17 protein-coding genes are annotated in these 20,041 nt (G+C 67.7%); 11 read left to right on the top strand and 6 right to left on the bottom strand.

Features of this window, described 5'->3' with window-relative positions; genetic code table 11:
• Window positions 1-157: 157 nt before the first annotated feature.
• The 6 genes from AC5Y3Z_RS23885 (at window position 158) to AC5Y3Z_RS23860 (ending at window position 4,871) form a co-directional block, all read left to right on the top strand.
• Window positions 158-595 carry an Hsp20/alpha crystallin family protein gene (locus AC5Y3Z_RS23885; protein WP_463828687.1) on the top strand — a complete coding sequence of 146 codons (438 nt, stop codon included), beginning with the start codon at window positions 158-160 and terminating at the stop codon, window positions 593-595.
• 160 nt (window positions 596-755) lie between these two features.
• A complete protein-coding gene (locus tag AC5Y3Z_RS23880; RefSeq protein WP_463828686.1) occupies window positions 756-1,052 on the top strand; it encodes an Rv0250c family protein in 297 nt (98 codons plus the stop codon).
• Window positions 1,053-1,131: 79 nt separating this feature from the next.
• Entirely contained in the window at window positions 1,132-1,962 is an 831-nt protein-coding gene (gene sdhC / locus AC5Y3Z_RS23875; protein ID WP_473140226.1) for a succinate dehydrogenase subunit SdhC, read from the top strand.
• Between the two features lie 41 nt (window positions 1,963-2,003).
• On the top strand, window positions 2,004-3,917 hold the full coding sequence (locus AC5Y3Z_RS23870; protein WP_463828684.1) for a fumarate reductase/succinate dehydrogenase flavoprotein subunit: 1,914 nt from the start codon (window positions 2,004-2,006) through the stop codon (window positions 3,915-3,917).
• Entirely contained in the window at window positions 3,917-4,663 is a 747-nt protein-coding gene (locus AC5Y3Z_RS23865; RefSeq protein ID WP_473140225.1) for a succinate dehydrogenase/fumarate reductase iron-sulfur subunit, read from the top strand. The genes AC5Y3Z_RS23870 and AC5Y3Z_RS23865 overlap by 1 nt, the downstream gene beginning before the upstream one ends.
• Window positions 4,664-4,709: 46 nt before the next feature.
• A complete protein-coding gene (locus AC5Y3Z_RS23860) occupies window positions 4,710-4,871 on the top strand; it encodes a hypothetical protein (RefSeq protein WP_463828714.1) in 162 nt (53 codons plus the stop codon).
• A 9-nt stretch (window positions 4,872-4,880) separates the two neighbouring features.
• On the opposite strand, the gene AC5Y3Z_RS23855 is transcribed toward AC5Y3Z_RS23860, so the two are convergent.
• Window positions 4,881-5,372: a flavin reductase family protein gene (locus AC5Y3Z_RS23855; protein WP_473140224.1), complete on the bottom strand. Its 492-nt coding sequence runs from the start codon at window positions 5,370-5,372 to the stop codon at window positions 4,881-4,883.
• A 50-nt stretch (window positions 5,373-5,422) separates the two neighbouring features.
• Window positions 5,423-6,418 carry an isopenicillin N synthase family dioxygenase gene (locus AC5Y3Z_RS23850; protein WP_473140223.1) on the bottom strand — a complete coding sequence of 332 codons (996 nt, stop codon included), beginning with the start codon at window positions 6,416-6,418 and terminating at the stop codon, window positions 5,423-5,425.
• Between the two features lie 212 nt (window positions 6,419-6,630).
• Between AC5Y3Z_RS23850 and AC5Y3Z_RS23845 the strand changes: the two genes are divergently transcribed.
• Window positions 6,631-8,466 (top strand): acyl-CoA dehydrogenase, encoded by a 1,836-nt coding sequence (locus AC5Y3Z_RS23845; RefSeq protein ID WP_463828680.1) that lies wholly within the window; start codon window positions 6,631-6,633, stop codon window positions 8,464-8,466.
• Between the two features lie 380 nt (window positions 8,467-8,846).
• Here AC5Y3Z_RS23845 and AC5Y3Z_RS23840 read toward each other — a convergent pair whose 3' ends face one another.
• Window positions 8,847-10,160 (bottom strand): acetyl-CoA C-acetyltransferase, encoded by a 1,314-nt coding sequence (locus AC5Y3Z_RS23840; RefSeq protein WP_473140222.1) that lies wholly within the window; start codon window positions 10,158-10,160, stop codon window positions 8,847-8,849.
• A gap of 121 nt (window positions 10,161-10,281) precedes the next feature.
• Between AC5Y3Z_RS23840 and AC5Y3Z_RS23835 the strand changes: the two genes are divergently transcribed.
• Together AC5Y3Z_RS23835 and AC5Y3Z_RS23830 are read left to right on the top strand one after the other, a co-directional pair.
• Window positions 10,282-11,646, top strand: coding sequence for a 3-oxoacyl-ACP reductase (locus AC5Y3Z_RS23835; protein ID WP_473140221.1), 1,365 nt, complete (start codon window positions 10,282-10,284; stop codon window positions 11,644-11,646).
• Window positions 11,647-11,651: 5 nt separating this feature from the next.
• Complete coding sequence (locus AC5Y3Z_RS23830; protein ID WP_473140220.1) at window positions 11,652-12,494, top strand: MaoC/PaaZ C-terminal domain-containing protein; 843 nt, start codon at window positions 11,652-11,654, stop codon at window positions 12,492-12,494.
• Window positions 12,495-12,552: 58 nt separating this feature from the next.
• Here the strand turns inward: AC5Y3Z_RS23830 and AC5Y3Z_RS23825 are convergent, their stop codons facing one another.
• Genes AC5Y3Z_RS23825 through AC5Y3Z_RS23815 form a run of 3 tightly spaced genes read right to left on the bottom strand, consistent with a single transcriptional unit; the run spans window position 12,553 to window position 15,606 of the window.
• Window positions 12,553-13,782: a chloride channel protein gene (locus AC5Y3Z_RS23825; protein WP_473140219.1), complete on the bottom strand. Its 1,230-nt coding sequence runs from the start codon at window positions 13,780-13,782 to the stop codon at window positions 12,553-12,555.
• Complete coding sequence (locus AC5Y3Z_RS23820) at window positions 13,763-14,377, bottom strand: TetR/AcrR family transcriptional regulator (protein ID WP_463828675.1); 615 nt, start codon at window positions 14,375-14,377, stop codon at window positions 13,763-13,765. Before AC5Y3Z_RS23820 ends, AC5Y3Z_RS23825 begins: the two co-directional genes overlap by 20 nt.
• Before the next feature lie 41 nt (window positions 14,378-14,418).
• Complete coding sequence (locus tag AC5Y3Z_RS23815; RefSeq protein ID WP_473140218.1) at window positions 14,419-15,606, bottom strand: glycoside hydrolase family 3 N-terminal domain-containing protein; 1,188 nt, start codon at window positions 15,604-15,606, stop codon at window positions 14,419-14,421.
• Window positions 15,607-15,704: 98 nt separating this feature from the next.
• Here AC5Y3Z_RS23815 and AC5Y3Z_RS23810 point away from each other — a divergent pair, with 98 nt between their 5' ends.
• Complete coding sequence (locus AC5Y3Z_RS23810) at window positions 15,705-15,878, top strand: DUF2613 domain-containing protein (protein WP_463828673.1); 174 nt, start codon at window positions 15,705-15,707, stop codon at window positions 15,876-15,878.
• Window positions 15,829-20,019: a DUF3367 domain-containing protein gene (locus AC5Y3Z_RS23805; protein ID WP_473140243.1), complete on the top strand. Its 4,191-nt coding sequence runs from the start codon at window positions 15,829-15,831 to the stop codon at window positions 20,017-20,019. The genes AC5Y3Z_RS23810 and AC5Y3Z_RS23805 overlap by 50 nt, the downstream gene beginning before the upstream one ends.
• Window positions 20,020-20,041 lie beyond the last annotated feature (22 nt).

Below are 20,041 nucleotides of genomic sequence, written 5' to 3'. Positions count from 1 at the left end.
AGGCGTCCTCACAGCTGAAAGCCGGCTGTGTGACAACCGTTCGCGGTGGGCGAACACCCAGGTGGAACTTAAGCGTAGGCGACTCATGTTCTATCGGGTAGCCGACCGATACAGCGTCGGGCACAGCAAACTCACAACGAAGATCAAGGAGTTATCCATGAGCAATCTCGCCTTGTGGTCGCGTCCGACGTGGGACACCGACCGGTGGTTGCGGGACTTTTTCGGTCCGGCCTATTCGGACTGGGCCAAGCCGGTGACCAGCGGTTTCAGCCCGGCCGCCGAGGTCGTGAAGGACGGTGACGACGCGGTAGTCCGCGTCGAGCTGCCCGGGGTGGACGTCGAGAAGGACGTCAACGTCGAGGTGGACAAGGGTCGCCTGGTGATTCACGGCGAACACCGTGACGAGCACGCCGACGAGCAGGACGGCCGTACCCTGCGAGAGATCCGGTACGGGTCGTTCCGCCGGTCGTTCCAGCTGCCCGCACACGTCACCGGGGAGGCTATCTCCGCGTCCTACGACGCGGGCGTGCTGACCGTGCGGGTCGCCGGCGCGTACGCCGGTGCCCAGGCGCAGCGGATCGCGATCACCAAGTAGCCGCCGCTGCCTGTCAACAGCCGCAGAAGCCCACGCACGCCCACCGTGTCGCGGGCTTTTGTGTCTGCTGGGCGGTTGCTTGGCCGACACGTCGGTGGGCCAGCGGTTAGTATCGGGGCCGTACTGTGATTTGTGCCACCTTCAGCCCAGGGGAGATCTCTTGTCCACCACCACTGAACTCGCTGAACTGCACGACCTGATGGGCGGGTTGCGGCGGTGCGTGAGTTCACTCAAAGCTCGCTACGGAGACAATCCGGCGACACGTCGCATCATCATCGACGCCGACCGCATTCTCAGCGACATTCAATTACTCGACAGTGATGTTGCCGAATTAGATCTCGCCCGCGCCACCGTGCACCAATCCGGTGAAAAGATCGCCATTCCCGACACCCAATACGACAGCGATTTTTGGCGCGATGTCGACGACGAGGGTGTCGGAGGTCACAACCGGTCTTGACGGCGAAGCCCGACTAAAGATCGGGCACCGTTTCTGTGTACCCTTCGGTTACAGCCCGTTCGAAGAGGAACACAAATAGATGAGCGCACCAACGGCGAGTCGTGCTGACTCCGGCGTCTTTTCCCCCACCCGAGCAAAAATCGGGCAGAAGACGCTTCGCACCGACAGATGGTGGCTGCAGCCACTGCGGATCAACCTCGGCTTCGCCGCGTTCGTCATTTACGCGACGTTCCGCGCCTTTCAGCAGAACCACTACTTCGTCGAGAAGTACCACTACCTGACGCCGTTCTACTCGCCGTGCGTCAGCCAGGGCTGCAGCAGGGAGGCCAGCGAGTTCTGGCCGCAGATCCTGCCGCATGTCTGGTGGCTGCCGTTCGCCGCGCTGACACTGCCGTTCCTGCTGCTGTTCCGGCTGACCTGCTACTACTACCGGGGCGCCTACTACCGCACGGTGTGGCAGTCGCCGTCGGCCTGTGCGGTAGCCGAGCCGCGGGTGCACTACACCGGCGAGACCCGGTTCCCGCTGATCATCCAGAACACCCACCGGTATTTCTTCTACGCCGCCGCGCTGATCTCCATCATCAATACCTACGACGCGATCGTCGCGTTCCACTCTCCCGACGGGCCAGGCGGATTCGGCTTCGGCCTGGGCAACGTGATCCTGCTCGGCAACGTCATCATGCTGTGGGTGTACACGCTGTCCTGCCACTCCTGTCGGCACGTCACCGGCGGCCGGCTCAAGCACTTCTCCAAACACCCTGTGCGGTATTGGATCTGGACCCAGATCAGCAAACTCAACACCCGCCACAAGCTGTACGCGTGGATCACGCTGGGCACGTTGATGCTCACCGATTTCTACATCCTGCTGGTGTCCAGCAACACCATCTCCGACTTGAGATTTATTGGCTGACAAGCCGATTCATCTATCACAGAACTTAGCGAGGAATTCTCATGGTTGAGGTCGAACGGCACGCCTACGACGTGGTCGTGATCGGAGCCGGCGGCGCGGGGTTGCGCGCGGTCATCGAAGCGCGCGAACGCGGCCTGAAGGTCGCGGTGGTGTCGAAATCGTTGTTCGGTAAAGCCCACACGGTGATGGCCGAGGGCGGCTGCGCCGCCTCCATGGGCAACGCCAACCCGAAAGACAACTGGCAGACCCACTTCGGCGACACCATGCGCGGCGGGAAATTCCTGAACAACTGGCGGATGGCGGAACTGCACGCCAAGGAGGCACCCGACCGGGTCTGGGAGCTGGAGACCTACGGCGCGCTGTTCGACCGCACCAAGGACGGCCGGATCAGCCAGCGGAACTTCGGCGGGCACACCTACCCCCGGCTCGCGCACGTCGGTGACCGCACCGGCCTGGAGTTGATCCGCACCATGCAGCAGAAGATCGTCTCGCTGCAGCAGGAGGACTACGCCGAGTTCGGCGATTACGACGCGCGCATCAGGGTGTTCGCCGAGTGCACCATCACCGATCTACTCAAAGACGGCGACTCGATCGCCGGAGCATTCGGCTATTGGCGCGAGACCGGCAATTTCGTGCTGTTCGAGACACCGGCAGTGGTGTTGGCCACCGGCGGAATCGGCAAGTCGTTCAAAGTGACTTCGAACTCCTGGGAGTACACCGGCGACGGTCACGCGCTGGCATTGCGGGCCGGTGCCACGCTGATCAACATGGAGTTCGTCCAGTTCCACCCGACCGGCATGGTCTGGCCGCTAAGTGTGAAGGGCATCCTGGTCACCGAGGGTGTGCGCGGTGACGGCGGAGTTCTGAAGAACTCCGAGGACACCCGCTTCATGTTCGACTACATCCCCCCGGTGTTCAAAGGCCAGTACGCCGAGACAGCCGAAGAAGCCGACCAATGGCTCAAGGACAACGACTCGGCTCGGCGCACCCCGGACCTGCTGCCCCGCGACGAGGTGGCGCGCGCGATCAACTCGGAGGTCAAGGCCGGCCGCGGCAGTCCGCACGGTGGGGTCTACCTCGACATCGCGTCCCGCCTCACCGCCGAGGAGATCAAGCGGCGGCTGCCGTCGATGTACCACCAGTTCATGGAGCTGGCCGAGGTCGACATCACCAAGGAGGCGATGGAGGTCGGGCCGACCTGTCACTACGTGATGGGCGGGGTGGAGGTCGACGCCGACACCGGCGCGGCCAAAGTGCCGGGGTTGTTCGCCGCCGGTGAATGCTCCGGCGGCATGCACGGCTCCAACCGCCTGGGCGGCAACTCGCTGTCGGACCTGCTGGTGTTCGGCCGGCGCGCCGGACTCGGGGCAGCCGACTATGTGCGGGCGCTGAGCAGCCGTCCGTCGGTCTCGCCCGACGACGTCGACGCCGCCGCCGAGCGGGCCCTGAAGCCCTTCCAGGGGCCGACCGATGGCTCGGCTCCGGAGAACCCGTACGCGCTGCAGTCGGACCTGCAGCATGTGATGAACGACCTGGTCGGCATCATCCGCAAAGAGGACGAGATCACCAAGGCGTTGACGCTGCTGAAGGAACTCTGGGCGCGATACCAGAATGTGCAGGTCGAGGGACAGCGACGGTACAACCCAGGCTGGAACCTGGCAGTCGATCTGCGCAACATGCTGCTGGTCAGCGAGTGCGTGGCCAGGGCTGCGCTGCAGCGTACCGAGAGCCGCGGCGGGCACACCCGCGACGACCATCCCGGCATGGACTCGGGGTGGCGCAAGACGCTGCTGGTATGCCGCGAGGCGCAGGGTGACGGCGACGCGCACATCACCATCGAGCGGCAACCGCAGGTGCCGATGCGCCAAGACCTGCTGGAATTGTTCAAGATCGCTGAACTCGAGAAGTACTACACCGACGACGAGCTCGCTGAGCATCCGGAACGGAGAGCGTAATGGCATACAACGCGAGCTTGCGGGTGTGGCGCGGCGACGAGGCCGGCGGCGCGCTGGCGGACTACACGGTCGAGGTCAACGAGGGCGAGGTGGTGCTCGACGTCATCCACCGCCTGCAGCAGACCCAGACGCCCGACTTGGCCGTGCGCTGGAATTGCAAGGCCGGCAAATGCGGATCGTGCTCGGCGGAGATCAACGGCCGGCCCCGGCTGATGTGCATGACCCGGATGTCGACGTTCGAAGAGAACGAGGTCGTCACCGTCACCCCCATCCGGACCTTCCCGGTGATCCGCGACCTGGTGACCGACGTGTCGTTCAACTACGAGAAGGCCCGCGAGATCCCGTCGTTCGCGCCGCCGAAGGAACTGCAGCCGGGCGAGTACCGGATGGCCCAGATCGATGTGCAGCGCTCCCAGGAGTTCCGCAAGTGCATCGAATGCTTCCTGTGCCAGAACGTCTGCCACGTGATCCGTGACCACGACGAGAACAAGCAGGAATTCGCCGGGCCGCGCTACCTGATGCGCATCGCCGAACTCGACATGCACCCGCTGGACACCGTGGACCGGCGCGACATGGCGCAGGAGGACTTCGGTCTGGGTTACTGCAACATCACCAAGTGCTGCACCGAAGTGTGCCCGGAGCACATCACGATCACCGACAACGCCCTGATCCCGATGAAAGAGCGGGTCGCGGACCGCAAATACGACCCGGTGGTGTGGCTCGGCAACAAGCTGTTCCGACGCTGAGACTTGCCGGGGTTAGGCCCGTAGCGCCTTCGGGTATGCGATGGGGATGCTAGATCCCACCAGCATTGACGAGATCAAGACCGCGATCGACGAGCTCTCCACCCGGGTGGACGCGGCCCGCAAGGAAGGTCGGGACTCCGACGCCGCCGAGATGGAGCAGCGTATCCAGGGTCTCCGGGAAAGACTTGCCGACCGCTCGCCGACCTAGACCGCGCAGCTACTTGATGCCGAGCCGGCGCAGTTCGCTGCGGTGAAACACGATCGGCGCCACGTCTGGATCGACCGTGACCTCGCTGACCCGCAGCACCACGATAGTGTGATCCCCAGCAGGTATCAGCTGCTCGATCGCACTTTCCAGCCAGAGGCCGGTGCCTTTGATGAAGACGGCACCGCTCTGGCTGACCACCGTTTCCAACCCGGCGAACCGGTCGCCGGTCTTGGCGGCCAGCGTCCGCACCGCCGCGTCGTGCGCCTCGCCCAGCACACTGATGCCCAGTGAGGGCACGTCCTTCAACTTCGGCCAGGTAGTCGAGGTGTTCTGCACGCAGAACGACACCAACGGCGGTTCCAGCGAAACGGGGACGAAGGTGCTGGCCGCCAAACCGTGCCGCACCCCGTCCACGTGGGCGGCGATGGCCACCACCCCGGTCGGGAAGTGACCGAATGCCTCACGTAGCGACGTCGGGGTCAGATTGTTGTGGGAGTTCACCGGACTTCATTCGCTCCTCGAGCCGAGAACGGGATTCTCGTTTTCGCAGCCTACCCGGCGCGGTATCCGTGCCGGGCAGCCACGTCGGGGTGCGCGCGCAGCCGGCTCTTCCAGGCGTTGCGGCCGTAGACCGGGTGAATCGGGTCGGACGGATCCTGCACCGCCGGCGGGGCCGATCTGGCCAGGTCCGGGGGCAGCGTCAGTACGGGAATCTGGGCGTCCAGACGAGGATTGAAGAAGTACGGCACGGAGATCCGGTCGGCGGTGGCGTCGGTCAAATTCACCCGGTGCTCGGTTGCGCGCAGGTAGCCGCCCGTCGCGAACTGCAGCAGCTCCCCGATGTTGACGACGAAGGCACCGTCCAGCGGGGGCACGTCGACCCAGCCCGCCGCGTCCGCAGGACGCACCTGCAGGCCGCGGCTGCCCGGCTCGGCCAGCAGCAACGTGAGCACACCGGAGTCCTTGTGCGCGCCCACCCCCTGCGCACCGGCCGGGTTGGCCGGGTACCGCACGACCTTGATCAGCGTCGCCGGGGCCTCGGCGAAGGCCGCGTCGAATATCCCGGCCGGGCTGCCCAGTGCGGCCGCCCAGTGCCGCAGCAGCGTGCGCGACACCTGCGCGAGTGCGGCGTCCCATTCGGCGATGATCCCGGGCAGTTCGGGCAGCGCGGCCGGCCACTGGTTCGGACCCTGCAGCCACAGATAGTCGGGGCGGCCGGGACCTCCGACGGGCGGGCGCTCCGGACCGATGTCGATCTGTTCGCGCCAGTCGGTCTCGCCGCGGGTGAGCTCACCGCCCAGCCGTGTGTAGCCGCGGAAATGTGGGCTGCGCACCATCGCGACGGCATCCTTGTCTGCTTGCGGCAGCCCGAACAGCCGGCGCGCCGCATCCAGCACCCGAGCGGACAGCTCGCCGGGGACGCCGTGCCCCGTCAGATAGCAGAAACCGACCCGGTGTGCGACGTCGCGAAGACCCGCACGCAGCACCGGCGGCTCGGCTCGTAGATCGACCACGGGCAGGGCCGTGACGCTCCCCACACTGTTCATCAGACCCATCATCGTCGCAGGTGAGGATGGTTGCCAGGGATGCACTCAGCGCCATCCCAACTGGTTGGTTAGTTAGCCGGTGAAATTTAGCTCACACTCGCTTGCGATCAAGTTACCGACGGGTATATTTAGAACCGTTACTGGTGGGTAACTTAGGCGAGCCCAGTCCTGGTACCCAACCACAGGTGGCATTCTCAATGAGGAGGACCGTAGTGAGCCACTACAAGAGCAACGTCCGCGACCAGGAATTCAACCTGTTCGAGGTGCTCGGCGTCGACAAGGCGCTGGGTCAAGGCGAATTCAGCGACCTGGACGCCGACACCGCCCGCGAAATGCTGGCGGAGATGGCTCGCCTGGCCGAGGGACCCGTCGCCGACTCGTTCACCGAAGGTGACCGCAACCCGCCGGTCTTCGACCCGAAGACGCACTCGGTGACGCTGCCCGAGTCGTTCAAGAAGTCGGTCAAGGCCGTGATGGACGCCGGCTGGGACAAAGCCGGCCTCGACGAGGCGCTCGGCGGCATGCCGATGCCCAAATCCCTGATGTGGGCGCTCAACGAACACATCCTGGGTGCCAACCCGGCGGTATGGATGTACGCCGGCGGCGCCGGCTTCGCGCAGATCCTCTACCACCTCGGTACCGAGGAGCAGAAGAAGTGGGCGGTGCTGGCCACCGAGCGCGGCTGGGGCTCGACCATGGTGCTCACCGAGCCGGACGCCGGCTCCGACGTGGGTGCGGGCCGGACCAAGGCCGTGCAGCAAGAGGACGGCTCCTGGCACATCGACGGCGTCAAGCGCTTCATCACCTCCGCCGACTCCGACGACATGTTCGAAAACATCTTCCACCTGGTGCTGGCGCGCCCCGAGGGAGCCGGACCCGGCACCAAGGGCTTGTCGCTGTTCTTCGTGCCCAAGTTCCTGATCGACTTCGAGACCGGCGAACCCGGTGAGCGCAACGGGGTCTTCGTCACCAACGTCGAGCACAAGATGGGCCTGAAGATCTCGACCACCTGCGAGCTGTCCTTCGGCCAGCACGATGTGCCCGCCAAGGGCTGGCTGGTCGGCGAGGTGCACGACGGCATCGCGCAGATGTTCGAGGTGATCGAACAGGCCCGGATGATGGTGGGCACCAAGGCGATCGCCACGCTGTCCACCGGCTACCTGAACGCGCTGGAGTACGCCAAGTCCCGCGTACAGGGTGCCGACCTGACCCAGATGACCGACAAGACCGCCCCCCGGGTCACCATCACCCACCACCCGGACGTGCGCCGGTCGCTGATGACCCAGAAGGCCTACGCCGAGGGTCTGCGCGCGCTGTACCTGTACACCGCCACCTTCCAGGACGCGGCGGTGGCCGAGGCGGTGCACGGCGTGACCCCGGAGTTGGCCGCCAAGATCAACGACCTGATGTTGCCGGTCGTCAAGGGGGTCGGCTCCGAGCAGGCATACGCCAAGCTCACCGAGAGCCTGCAGACCTTCGGTGGGTCCGGCTTCCTGCAGGACTACCCGATCGAGCAGTACATCCGGGACGCCAAGATCGACTCGCTCTACGAGGGCACCACTGCCATCCAGGCGCAGGACTTCTTTTTCCGCAAGATCATTCGGGACAAGGGTGTGGCCCTGGCCCACGTGTCGGGCGAGATCCAGAAGTTCGTCGACAGCGAGGCCGGCAACGGCCGGCTCAAGGGTGAGCGAGCGCTGCTGGCCAAGGCGTTGACCGACGTCCAGGCGATGGCCGCCAGCCTGACCGGCTACCTGATGGCCGCGCAGGAGGACGTCACCAGCCTGTACAAGGTGGGCCTGGGTTCGGTGCGCTTCCTGATGAGCGTCGGCGACCTGATCATCGGCTGGTTGCTGCAACGCCAGGCCGCGGTGGCCATCGAGGCGCTGGACGCCGGGGCCACCGGTTCCGAGCGGTCCTTCTACGAGGGCAAGCTGGCGGTGGCGGCGTTCTTCGCCAAGAACTTCCTGCCGCTGTTGACCAGCACCCGCGAGGTGATCGAGACCCTGGACAACGACATCATGGAATTGGACGAAGCCGCTTTCTGAGCAGGTCTTCGCGTGACAGCCCCCGCTTCGGCGGGGGTTTTCGCGTTCTGGGTCTCAGCCCGGTTGCGCCGACACTGAACTGACGCCGACGACACGCCGGGGTGGGGCGCCTACGTTCAGTCTCGATGCCGTGGGTGCAGGCTCGCGGGCCGGATGTAAAAAGACCGCCGCTGGATCCCCTCATTCCAGCGGCGGCCCTTTTCGTTCGCCCGTCTCCGCTGACCGGCGGTCGACCAAGGATTGCCCCGCGTTGCCGTCGGGGTCGGGGGGTCAGACCACAACACGGGGCTATCCGGACCCACGGATACCCACAGCCTCCAGTACCAAAACTCCGACAAAATAATCTTTTCGGATGTTTTCGGTGGCCCAAGTGCGCCGCGTCAGGCCTCCAAAATCGCGGCGACGCCCTGTCCCCCGGCGGCGCAGATCGAGATCAGCGCCCGAACCGGGCCGCCACCCTGCTGCTCGGCTTTCTTCTCCGAAAGTTGCTTGGCGGTCTGGGCCAGGATCCGTGCGCCAGTGGCCGCGAACGGGTGCCCGGCGGCCAACGACGACCCGTTGACGTTGACCTTGGACCGGTCCACCGCACCCAGTGCCGCGTCCAGACCCAGCCGTCCCTTGCAGTACTCGTCGGATTCCCAGGCCTGCAGGTGCGCGAGCACCACCGAGGCGAAGGCCTCGTGGATCTCGTAGAAGTCGAAATCCTGCAGGCTCAGCCCGTTGCGGGCCAACAGCCGGGGCACGGCGTAGGTCGGCGCCATCAACAGGCCGTCGTGCCCGTTGACGTAATCCACGGCGGCCGTCTCGGCGTCCACGAAATAGGCCAGCGGCGACAGCGAATGGTCGGAAGCCCACTGTTCGTTGGCGAGCAGCGCGACCGACGCGCCGTCGGTCAGCGGAGTGGAGTTGCCCGCCGTCATCGTCGCGTCGCCGGCCTTGACCCCGAAGACCGGACGCAGTTTGGCGAGGTTCTCCACGCTGGCGTCCGGGCGCAGGTTGTCGTCCCGGTACAGCCCGAGGAAGGGCGTGATCAGGTCGTCGAAGAAGCCACGATCGTAGGCCGCGGCCATGTTGCGGTGGCTGGCGACGGCCAGCTCGTCCTGGTCGGTGCGCTTGATGCCCATCTCCTTGGCGGTGATGGCGGCGTGCTCCCCCATCGACAGCCCGGTGCGGGGTTCGCTGTTGGCCGGCAGGTCCAACCCGAGGTTGGCCGGCAGCGCGCCCAGCAGCTTGGCCCGCTGCACGTTGGATTTGGCCCGACGCACCTTGAGCAGCGTCTTGCGCAGCTCGTTGCCCAGCGCGATCGGCGCGTCCGAGGTGGTGTCCACACCGCCGGCGGCGGCCACCTCGTAGCGGCCGGCGGCGATCCCGTCAGCGGCGGCGATGGCGGCCTGCAGGCCGGTTCCACACGCCTGCTGAATGTCGAAGGCGGGCGTCTCCGGGGAGAGGTCGGAGCCCAGGACGCATTCGCGCATCAGGTTGAAGTCGCGGCTGTGCTTGAGCACCGCGCCGCCGATCACGGCCCCGAGCCGCTCACCGCTCAGCCCGAACCGGTCCACCAGGCCGCCGAGCGCGGCGGTGAACATGTCCTGGTTGGAGGCTTCGGCATAACTCCGGTCTGAGCGGCCGAACGGGATACGGTTGCCGCCCAGCACAACGACGCGCTGTCTCGACTCAGAACTTCCAGTGGCCATTATTTTCTCCGTGTGTCGGCGCTCGTGTGGGGGTTAGTTTTGGGGTACCCGGCTCAGCAGGCAATACTACTCACTGTTCTTACTCGGAAGTAAGTTCGTCCCTGACACGGAAGGCAACCCAGTGGCCACCAAGCGTTCGCCGGACCTGTTCTCCCAGGTCGTCAACTCCGGACCCGGATCGTTCCTGGCCAAGCAGCTCGGCGTCCCGCAGCCCGAGCCGCTGCGCCGCTACAGTCCGGGTGACCCGCCGCTGGCCGGACCGCTGCTGATCGGCGGTGCGGGCCGGGTGGTCGAGCCGCTGCGGGCGGCGCTAGACGGCGACTACGATCTGCTCGGCAACAATCTGGGCGGTCGCTGGGCGGACAAGTTCGCCGGCCTGGTGTTCGACGCCACGGGCATCACCAAACCGGCCGACCTCAAGGCGCTGCACGAGTTCTTCACGCCGTTGCTGCGCAATCTCGAACCGAACGCGCGCGTGCTCGTGATCGGCACCACGCCGGAGGCCGCGAGCAGCACCGACGAACGCATCGCGCAACGCGCGCTGGAGGGGTTCACCCGGTCGCTGGGTAAGGAGGTCCGCAACGGGGCCACCGTGAACCTGGCGTACCTGGCGCCGGACGCCAAGCCGGCGGCCACCGGGCTGGAATCCACCGCCCGGTTCATCCTGTCGGCCAAGTCCGCCTACGTCGGCGGCCAGGTCTTCTACGTCGGAGCCGAGGATGCCACGCCGCCGGCCGACTGGGACAAGCCGCTGGACGGCAAGGTCGCCGTGGTGACCGGGGCCGCGCGCGGCATCGGTCGCACGATCGCCGAGGTGTTCGCCCGCGACGGTGCCCGCGTCGTCGCGATCGACGTCGAATCCGCCGAGGAGGCCCTGGCCGAAACCGCCAACAACGTCGGCGGCACCCCGCTGTGGCTGGACGTGACCGCGGAGGACGCCGTCGACAAGATCACCGAACACCTGCGCGATCACCACGGTGGCCACGCCGACATCCTGGTCAACAACGCCGGGATCACCCGCGACAAGTTGTTGGCCAACATGGACGACGGGCGTTGGGACTCGGTCCAGGCGGTCAATCTGCTTGCCCCGCAACGGCTTACCGAAGGCCTGATCGACGGCGGCACGATCGGTGCGGGCGGCCGGGTAGTCGGCCTGTCGTCGATGGCCGGGATCGCCGGCAACCGCGGTCAGACCAATTACGCCACCACCAAGGCCGGCATGATCGGCCTCACCCAGGCGCTGGCACCGGTGCTCGCCGAGAAGGACATCACGATCAACGCCGTGGCACCGGGCTTCATCGAAACCCAGATGACGGCGGCCATCCCGCTGGCCACCCGCGAGGTGGGTCGCCGGTTGAACGCGTTGCTGCAGGGCGGTCAGCCCGTCGACGTGGCGGAGACCATCGCCTACTTCGCCAACCCGGCGTCAAATGCGGTGACCGGCAACGTGATTCGCGTCTGCGGCCAAGCCATGATCGGGGCTTGATCCAGATGAGTCAACCAAGCGGTCTGACGAACATGCTGCGCGCGGTGGCCGGGGCGCTGCCGGTGGTGCCCCGCTCGGACAAGCTGCCCGACCGCACCGTGACGGTCGAGGAGTTGTCGATCGACCAGTCCAATGTGGCGGCCTACGCCGCGGTCACCGGGTTGCGGTACGGCAACAACGTGCCCCTGACCTACCCCTTCGCGCTGACCTTCCCGTCGATCATGTCGCTGGTGAGCGGGTTCGACTTCCCGTTCTCCGCAATGGGATCGGTGCACACCGAGAACGAGATCACCCAGTACCGGCCGATCGCGGTGACCGACACGGTGAGCGTGCAGGTCCACGCCGAGAACCTGCGGGAGCACCGCAAGGGATTGCTGGTCGACCTGTTGACGGACGTCCACGTCGGCAACGAACTGGCCTGGCACCAGGTGACCACCTTCCTGGACCAGCAGCGCACCAGCCTGTCCGACGAACCCAAACCGCCGCCGCAGAAGCAGCCCAAGCTGCCCCCGGCGTCGACGGTGTTGCGGATTTCGCCCAGCCAGATCCGGCGCTACGCGGTGGTCAGCGGTGACCTCAATCCGATCCACACCAGCGGCCTCGCCGCCAAACTGTTCGGTTTCCCGACCTCCATCGCGCACGGAATGTTCAGTGCAGCAGCGGTTTTGGCGAACATCGAGAACAAAGTGCCGGATGCGGTGCGGTATTCGGTGCGCTTCGGCAAACCGATCCTGCTGCCGGCCAGCGTGGGGTTGTACGTCGAGGAAGCTGAGGGCGGCTGGGAGTTGTCCCTGCGCAACCTGTCCAAGGGCTACCCGCACCTGACCGGGTCGCTGAGGCCGCTCTAGCCCGGGTTCACCCCGCACGCTGGTCGCGGTGCGGCAGTCGGCGTCCGAGCACGAATGTCTAAAGCGCGTGGGCGCCGACGGCGGTCACCGCGAAGGCCAACAGCATCCGGATCGGCGGGTGCGCCAGTTCCCAGACGAACAGCGCCGCCCACACCGGTGAGCCCTGGGTGACCGCCAGCACGCCGGCGGCCCCGCAGAGCGAATTGACCGGGCCGTGCCAGTGCGTCCCGAACACCGCATTCAGCGTCAGCACCAACACCGTACCCGCCGCCGCCCCGGTGGCCAGGGACGGCGTGAGCAGGCCGCCGGCACCTCCGGCCCGCAGAAACAGCGCTGTCAGAAGCGGTTTCAACACCAGGAGCACCGCCGCCGACGCCAGCGTCAGCCCGCTGGCCAGGCTGATCGACAGGATGCTCCTGCCGTTGCCGGGCAGCTGCGGCCACCAGTGGGAGCAGATTCCGGTGAGCAGTCCGGCGGCGGCGAGTCCCGGGATCAGCAGCCACGACCGGATGAGGGTGGCCGGCCGCGCCGCAGCGATGATTGTGTTGAAGACCCATCCCACCGCGAAAGCCACCGGCACCAATGCCAGCGCATGCGCACTGAGGAGATAATTCGATTCGGCGCGTGGCCAATCCAGCTCGGGACGGTTATGGGTGAGCAGCGAGCCGACCGCCACAGCAAGCGCGGAGGTGAGCAACGCCGCGCCCATCGCCCGTAACCGCCAGGTGTTCAGCATGATGCGCAGGGTGAAGAGCGCCCCGGACAGCGGCACCGCATAGACCGCACCGAGCCCCGCCCCGGCCGCACACGCCAGCAGGATCTCGCGGTCGCCCGGCGACAACCTTCGCAGCCACCCGGTGCCCAAATCGCTCAACACAGCGGCGAATTGGCGCGGCGCGCCCTCCCGGCCCAGCGAGGCACCCGAGCCGACCAGCACGATCTGCAGCACCGCGTCGACGCTCCAGGTAAGACGTGGGATTCGCTCATGGCGGGCGATGGTCCCGGCCAGCGGTGGCACCCCGGCGCGCCGGCGCAGCAGCCACCACCCCAGGCCGGCCAACCCCGCGCCCATCATCGGCGCGAGTGCCCGACGCACCGCGCTGCTGCCGGTGATGCCGTCCAACAGCGAACCGAAAGTGTAGTGATACGTGAGGTGTTCGACCGACCGCAGCACCACCGTCGTCGCCAACCCGGCCAGGCCGGCCAGCAGCCCGACGATGACGACGGCACAGAAGAAGTCGAGGTCGCGTCGGGGTGCGAACCCAGACCTAGCTGGTGCCGGCGTCACGATCGGCCGGGGCGCCGCGCAACCCCGCCCAGAACAGATCGATCATCATCTGGGCCGCGGTGTCGACATCGGTGTCGCCGGTGCTCAGCCGGTTGGCGATCGCCTCCCCCGCACCCACCAAAGCCACTGCCATGATGTCGATTTCGGTATCCGTGGCAGGGCTGCGGGTGCCGGCGCGGACCAATCCCGCCACCAGTTCGATGATCTGCTCGCGGCCCTCGCGTACCGTGTGCGCGAACGCCTGCGAGCTGGTGGCCTGGGTGTACATCACGATCCACGACGCGCGGTTCTCGTCGATGTATCTGAGGAACGAACTGATGGTGTTGCGCAGCAGGTCTTTTGGACTCTGGGTGAAATCCACGTCAGCGCGCAACGCGCCGATGAACCGGTTCATCTCACGGTTCAGGCACGCGCCGAACAAATCCTCTTTGGAGCCGTAGTACAGGTACAGCATCGGTTTGGAGATCTGCGCCTCGGCGGCGATGGCATCCATGGACGTCTCGTGATAGCCGTTGACCGAGAACATCTGGACGGCAGCGTCCAGCATCTGCTGTTCGCGCACGGCACGGGGCAACCGTTTGGTACCACCTGCCATTGCGCTGCGCCTCTCTGACCAGTCCGGGTATTTTAGACCGGCTAACGGCCACAGCCTGGTTTGACGCCTTTCATCGTGGCCACGCGCACCAGGGATGCGTTGACCGACTCCATGGACAGCTCCTTGGCGTTCACCGCCTGCTCGAGGCGGTCCAAGACCGCAGGCACCTCTTTGGTGGTGATCCACAGCGCGACGTCGGTGCCGGCTTGCAGCGTCTTCAGCACCGCCTCGGGCACGGGGAACCGGTCGGAGATCGCGGCCATGCTGGACAGGTCGTCGCTGAAGACCGGGCCGTCGAAGGCCGGGCCGCCGTAGCCGGTGCCGCTGCGCAACAGGTCCAGCGCGGGCTTGCTCAGGCTGGCCGGATCGGTGCCGGTCAGACCCGGAACCTGCATGTGACCGACCATCACCCCGACCGGCGACTTGGCCAGCAACGTCTGGTAGGGCACCAGGTCATTGCCGACCAGCTCCTGCAGGGGCGGGGTGCTGACCCCGCCGGTGTGCGAATCGCCGGAGCCATGCCCGTGACCGGGGAAGTGCTTGAGCACCGGCAGCAGCCCCGCGTCCCGCAGACCCTGCGCGTACTGACCGGCCCACTCGGTGACCTTGGCCGGGTCCGGGCCGAACGAGCGGTCCCCGATCACCGTGTCGTCCGGGGCATCGGTGACGTCGACCACCGGCGCGAAATCGATGGTGAAACCCAGCTCTTTCATCTTGCGGCCACGCTCGAACACCAGATCGTGAACCTGCTGCGGGGTCAGGGTCTGACCCATCTCTTTGGCCGTGGGACCCCGGCCGCCCAGCAGCGTGCGCAACCGGGAGACCCGACCGCCCTCCTCGTCGACGCCGACCGCCAGCGGCAACGGTGTCGCGACGGCGGCGATCTCGGCCAGCGGGCCGGGCAGCATGGTCAGGTCGGTGTCGCTGTCGATGATGATGCCGCCGACGTGGAATTCGGTGACCACCGCCTTGGCGTCGGCGGCGTCTTTCACCCCGACCATCAGCAGCTGGGCCAACTTGTCACGCAGGTTGGGTATCGCTGCGGGCACATCCTTGGGATCGGCACACACCCGGGGTCCGGACGCGGCGGCCGGTGTCGTCGAGCTGGTCGGGGCGGTGCTGCCGGGCGTGGCAGTGGTCGAGGAGGACCCGCTCTTGGTGCCGCCGTGACAGGCCGCGACCAGCGTGGATACCGCAACCAGAACGAACAGAGCGCGCGGAAAAGCCATCCGGACATGCTGTCACGAGGCATTTCACTGCGCGGGTGCGGGTGCGACCGCTGCCCGGAGCCCCGGGCTGGGACCGCCGTTCTGCTAGGTTGGCCGCTATGAACCGGATCATCGTGCCGGCCGCGGCCAGCGTGGTAGTTGGTCTGCTGCTCGGCGCGGCCGCGATCTTCGGAATCACCCTGATGGTCCAGCAGGACACGAAACCGCCACTGCCCGGGGGCGATCCGTCGTCGTCGGTGCTCAACCGGGTCGAGTACGGTAACCGCAGCTAGCCAGGCAGCGCCCCAGTCGCGTCGCTGGCTGCTGCTCGTCGGGGCCGTCTCGCTGGTTTTGACCTTCGCGCAGTCCCCCGGGCAGGTCTCGCCCGACACCAAGCTGGACCTCACCGCCAACCCGCTGCGGTTCCTGGCCCGCGCCACCAACCTCTGGAACAGCGAACTGCCGTTCGGCCAGTCCCAGAACCAGGCGTACGGCTATCTGTTCCCGCACGGCAGTTTCTTCCTGGCCGGCCACCTACTGGGGCTCCCCGGCTGGGTCACCCAGCGGTTGTGGTGGGCGCTGTTACTGACCGTCGGGTTCTGGGGGCTGCTGCGGGTCGCCGAAGCGCTGGGTATCGGCAGCCCGTCGTCGCGGGTGCTGGGCGCGGTCGCGTTCGCCCTGTCACCGCGGGTGCTGACCACTGTCGGGTCCATCTCGTCGGAAACGTTGCCGATGATGCTGGCGCCGTGGGTGTTGTTGCCGACGATCCGGGCAGTGCAGGGCACGTCGGCCCGTTCGGTGCGGGTGCTGGCCGGGCAGGCCGCGCTGGCGGTGGCGCTGATGGGCGCGGTGAACGCGATCGCGACGGCCGCAGGTTGTCTGCCGGCGGTGATCTGGCTGGCGTGTCACCGTCCGAACAAGCGGTGGCTGCGGTACGTGGGGTGGTTGGTGCCGGCTGTGCTGGTCGCGGCGCTGTGGTGGGTGGTGGCGCTGAGTCAGCTGCGCGACGTCAGTCCGCCGTTCCTGGATTTCATCGAATCCTCCGGGGTGACCACCCAATGGTCCTCACTGGTGGAGCTGCTGCGCGGCACCGACAGCTGGACGCCGTTCGTGGCGCCCACCGCGACGGCGGGCGCTCCACTGGTCACCGGCTCGGTCGCGATCCTGGGCACCTGCCTGGTCGCGGCGGCGGGCCTGGCCGGGCTGGCCGCCCCGGCGATGCCGGCGCGGGGCCGGCTGGTGACCATGCTGCTGGTCGGGGTGGTGTTGCTGGCGATCGGCTACAGCGGCGGGCTGGGTTCTCCGATCGCCCATCAGGTGCAGGCGTTCCTGGATGCCGGCGGTACGCCACTGCGCAACGTGCACAAAGTCGGGCCGGTGGTGCGGATCCCGCTGGTACTGGGTTTCGCCCAGCTCCTGGGCCGGATCCCGCTGCCCGGCAGCGCGCCGAGGTCGGTGTGGCTCGGCGCCTTCGCGCACCCCGAGCGCGACCGCCGAGTCGCCGTCGGCATCGTGGCGCTGATCGCGCTGCTGGTCAGCGGTTCGCTGGCGTGGAGTGGCCGGCTGACCCCGCCGGGCACGTTCAGCGCGATTCCGGACTACTGGCACCGGGCCGCCGACTGGCTCACCGAACACCGCAGCGGCCGGGTGCTGGTGGTGCCGGGCGCGCCGTTCGCCACCCAGGTGTGGGGCACCAGCCACGACGAGCCGCTGCAGGTGCTGGGCTCCAGCGCCTGGGGGGTCCGCGACTCGATCCCGCTGACACCGCCGCAGACCATCCGTGCGCTGGACTCGGTGCAGCGCCTCTTCGCCGCCGGGCGGCCCTCCGCCGGACTGGCCGATACCCTTGCCCGACAGGGTATTTCGCATGTGGTGGTGCGCAACGACCTGGACCCGGAATCGTCGCGGTCGGCGCGGCCGATCCTGGTGCACCGCGCGATCGCGGGGTCGGCGGGTTTGACCGAGGTGGCCGAGTTCGGCGAACCCGTCGGCCCCGGCACGCTGGCCGGGTTCGTCAACGACAGCGGGTTGCGCCCGCGCTATCCGGCGGTGCAGATCTACCGGGTCGATGCGGCGGGTTCGACTGCGCCGTACTTCGCCGACACCGACCGGCTGGCGCGGGTCGACGGCGGTCCCGAGGTACTGCTGCGCCTCGACGAGCGGCGCCGTCTGCTGAACCAGCCCCCGCTGGGGCCGATGTTGATGACGGCCGACGCACGCGCGGCGGGCCTGCCGACGCCGCTGGTCACCGTCACCGACACCCCGCTGGCCCGCGAAACCGACTACGGCCGTGTCGATCTGCATTCATCAGCCATCCGCGCGCCCGGCGATGCCCGGCACACCTACAACCGGGTGCCCGACTACCCGGTGCCCGGCGCCGAGACGGTCTACGGCGGCTGGACCGGCGGCCGCGTCACCGCGTCGAGTTCATCCTCGGATGCCACCGCCCTGCCCGATGTGGCGACGGCCACCTCACCGGCTGCCGCGATCGACACCGACCCGGCCACCGCGTGGGTGTCCAACGCACTGCAGGCGGCTGTCGGGCAGTGGCTGCGGGTAGATTTCGACCACCCGGTGACCAACGCCGTGCTCACCCTGACGCCCAGCGCCACGGCCGTCGGAGCCCAGATCCGCCGCATCCTGGTCGAAACCGCCAACGGCAGCACCACATTGCGGTTCGACGAGGACGGGAAGCCGCTGGCCGCCGCCCTGCCGTACGGCGAGACGCCGTGGGTGCGCATCACCGCGGCGGCCACCGACGACGGCTCGCCGGGCGTGCAATTCGGCATCACCGAGTTGTCCATCACCCAGTACGACGCCTCCGGATTCGCCCATCCGGTGCCGCTGCGGCACACGGTGTCGGTGCCCGGGCCGCCGCCGGATGCGGCGGTGGCGCGCTGGGACCTGGGTGCCGAGCTGTTGGGCAGACCGGGCTGCGCCGCCGCGCCGGACGTGGTGCGCTGCGCCGCTTCGATGGCACTGACCCCGGAGGAGCCGGTCACCCTCAGCCGCACCCTGACCGTGCCGCGCCCGGTGTCGGTGACACCGACGGTGTGGGTGCGCCCACGGCAGGGTCCCAAGCTGGCCGACCTGATCGCCGAACCCGGCGCCACGCGGGCGCGCGGCGACGCCGACCTGGTCGAGATCCTCGGCTCGGCCTACGCGGCCACCGACGGCGACCCGGCGACCGCGTGGACGGCACCGCAGCGGGTGGTGCAGTACAAGACCCCGCCGACGCTGACGCTGACGCTGCCGCGCCCGACCGAGGTGACCGGCCTGCGGCTGATCCCGAGCCGGTCGGTGCTGCCGGCGCATCCGACCATGGTGGCCGTCGACCTGGGTGACGGGCCGCAGGTGCGGACGTTGTCCGGTGCAGACCTGTCGCTGCATCCCACCGTGACCGACACGGTCACGGTGAGCCTGCTGGACTGGCAGGACATCATCGACCGCAACGCACTGGGCTTCGATCAGCTCAAGCCGCCGGGGTTGGCGGAGATCGTCGCGCTCGGCGTCGACGGTCAACCCGTCGCGCCCGCCAACCCGGACCGCGCCCGCGAGATCGTCGTCGACTGCGAGCACGGACCCGTGATCGCGGTCGCCGGCCGGTTCGTCCACACCTCGATCCGGACCAGCGCGGGAGCCCTGCTGGACGGCGAGCCGGTGGCGGCGCAACCCTGTGACACCGAGCCCATCGCGCTGCCGGCCGGGCAGCAGGAACTGTTGATCAGCCCGGGGGCGGCATTCGTCGTCGACGGCACCCAGTTGGCTGCCACACCGGAATTACCCGGTGCTGCAGTAACTTCCGCCGTCACCGGGACGTGGGGACCGGCTCGGCGGGAGGTGCGGGCGGCCCCGTCGGGCACCTCGCGGGTGCTGGTGATCCCGGAGAGCATCAACCCCGGCTGGGTCGCACGCACCAGCACCGGGGCGCGTCTGACGCCAATCGCGGTGAACGGGTGGCAGCAGGGCTGGTTGGTACCCCCCGGGGATCCCGGCACCATCACGCTGACCTTCGCGGCCAACACGGTGTACCGCGCCGGCCTGGCCGTAGGGCTGGCCCTGCTGCCGTTGCTGGCAGTGCTGGCGTTCTGGCGCCGCCGCGCCGGTCGCGACGACGATCCCGCTGCGCCGCCGTGGGCACCCGGCCCCTGGGCTGCGGTGCCCGTACTCGCGGCCGGGGGGCTGATATCGGGTGTGGCCGGCGTAGTGGTGTTCGGCGCGGCGCTGGGGGTGCGGTATGCGCTGCGCGGCCGATTACTGGTGACACTCGGTGCGGGCGGGCTGATCGCGGCCGGGGCGGCGTTGTCGCGGCATCCGTGGCGCTCGGTGCACGGTTACGCCGGACACTCCGCGAGTGTGCAACTGCTGGCGCTGATTTCGCTCGCAGCGGTGGCCGCATCGGTGGTGGTACTGCGATCCGGTGGTGCGGAGTAGTTGGCGGCCGGCAGTTCGGCTG

The organism is Mycobacterium sp. NGS61, assembly GCF_059812325.1.
Note: the sequence above shows the minus strand (reverse complement) of the source record. Positions and strands in the feature narration are given on the sequence as shown.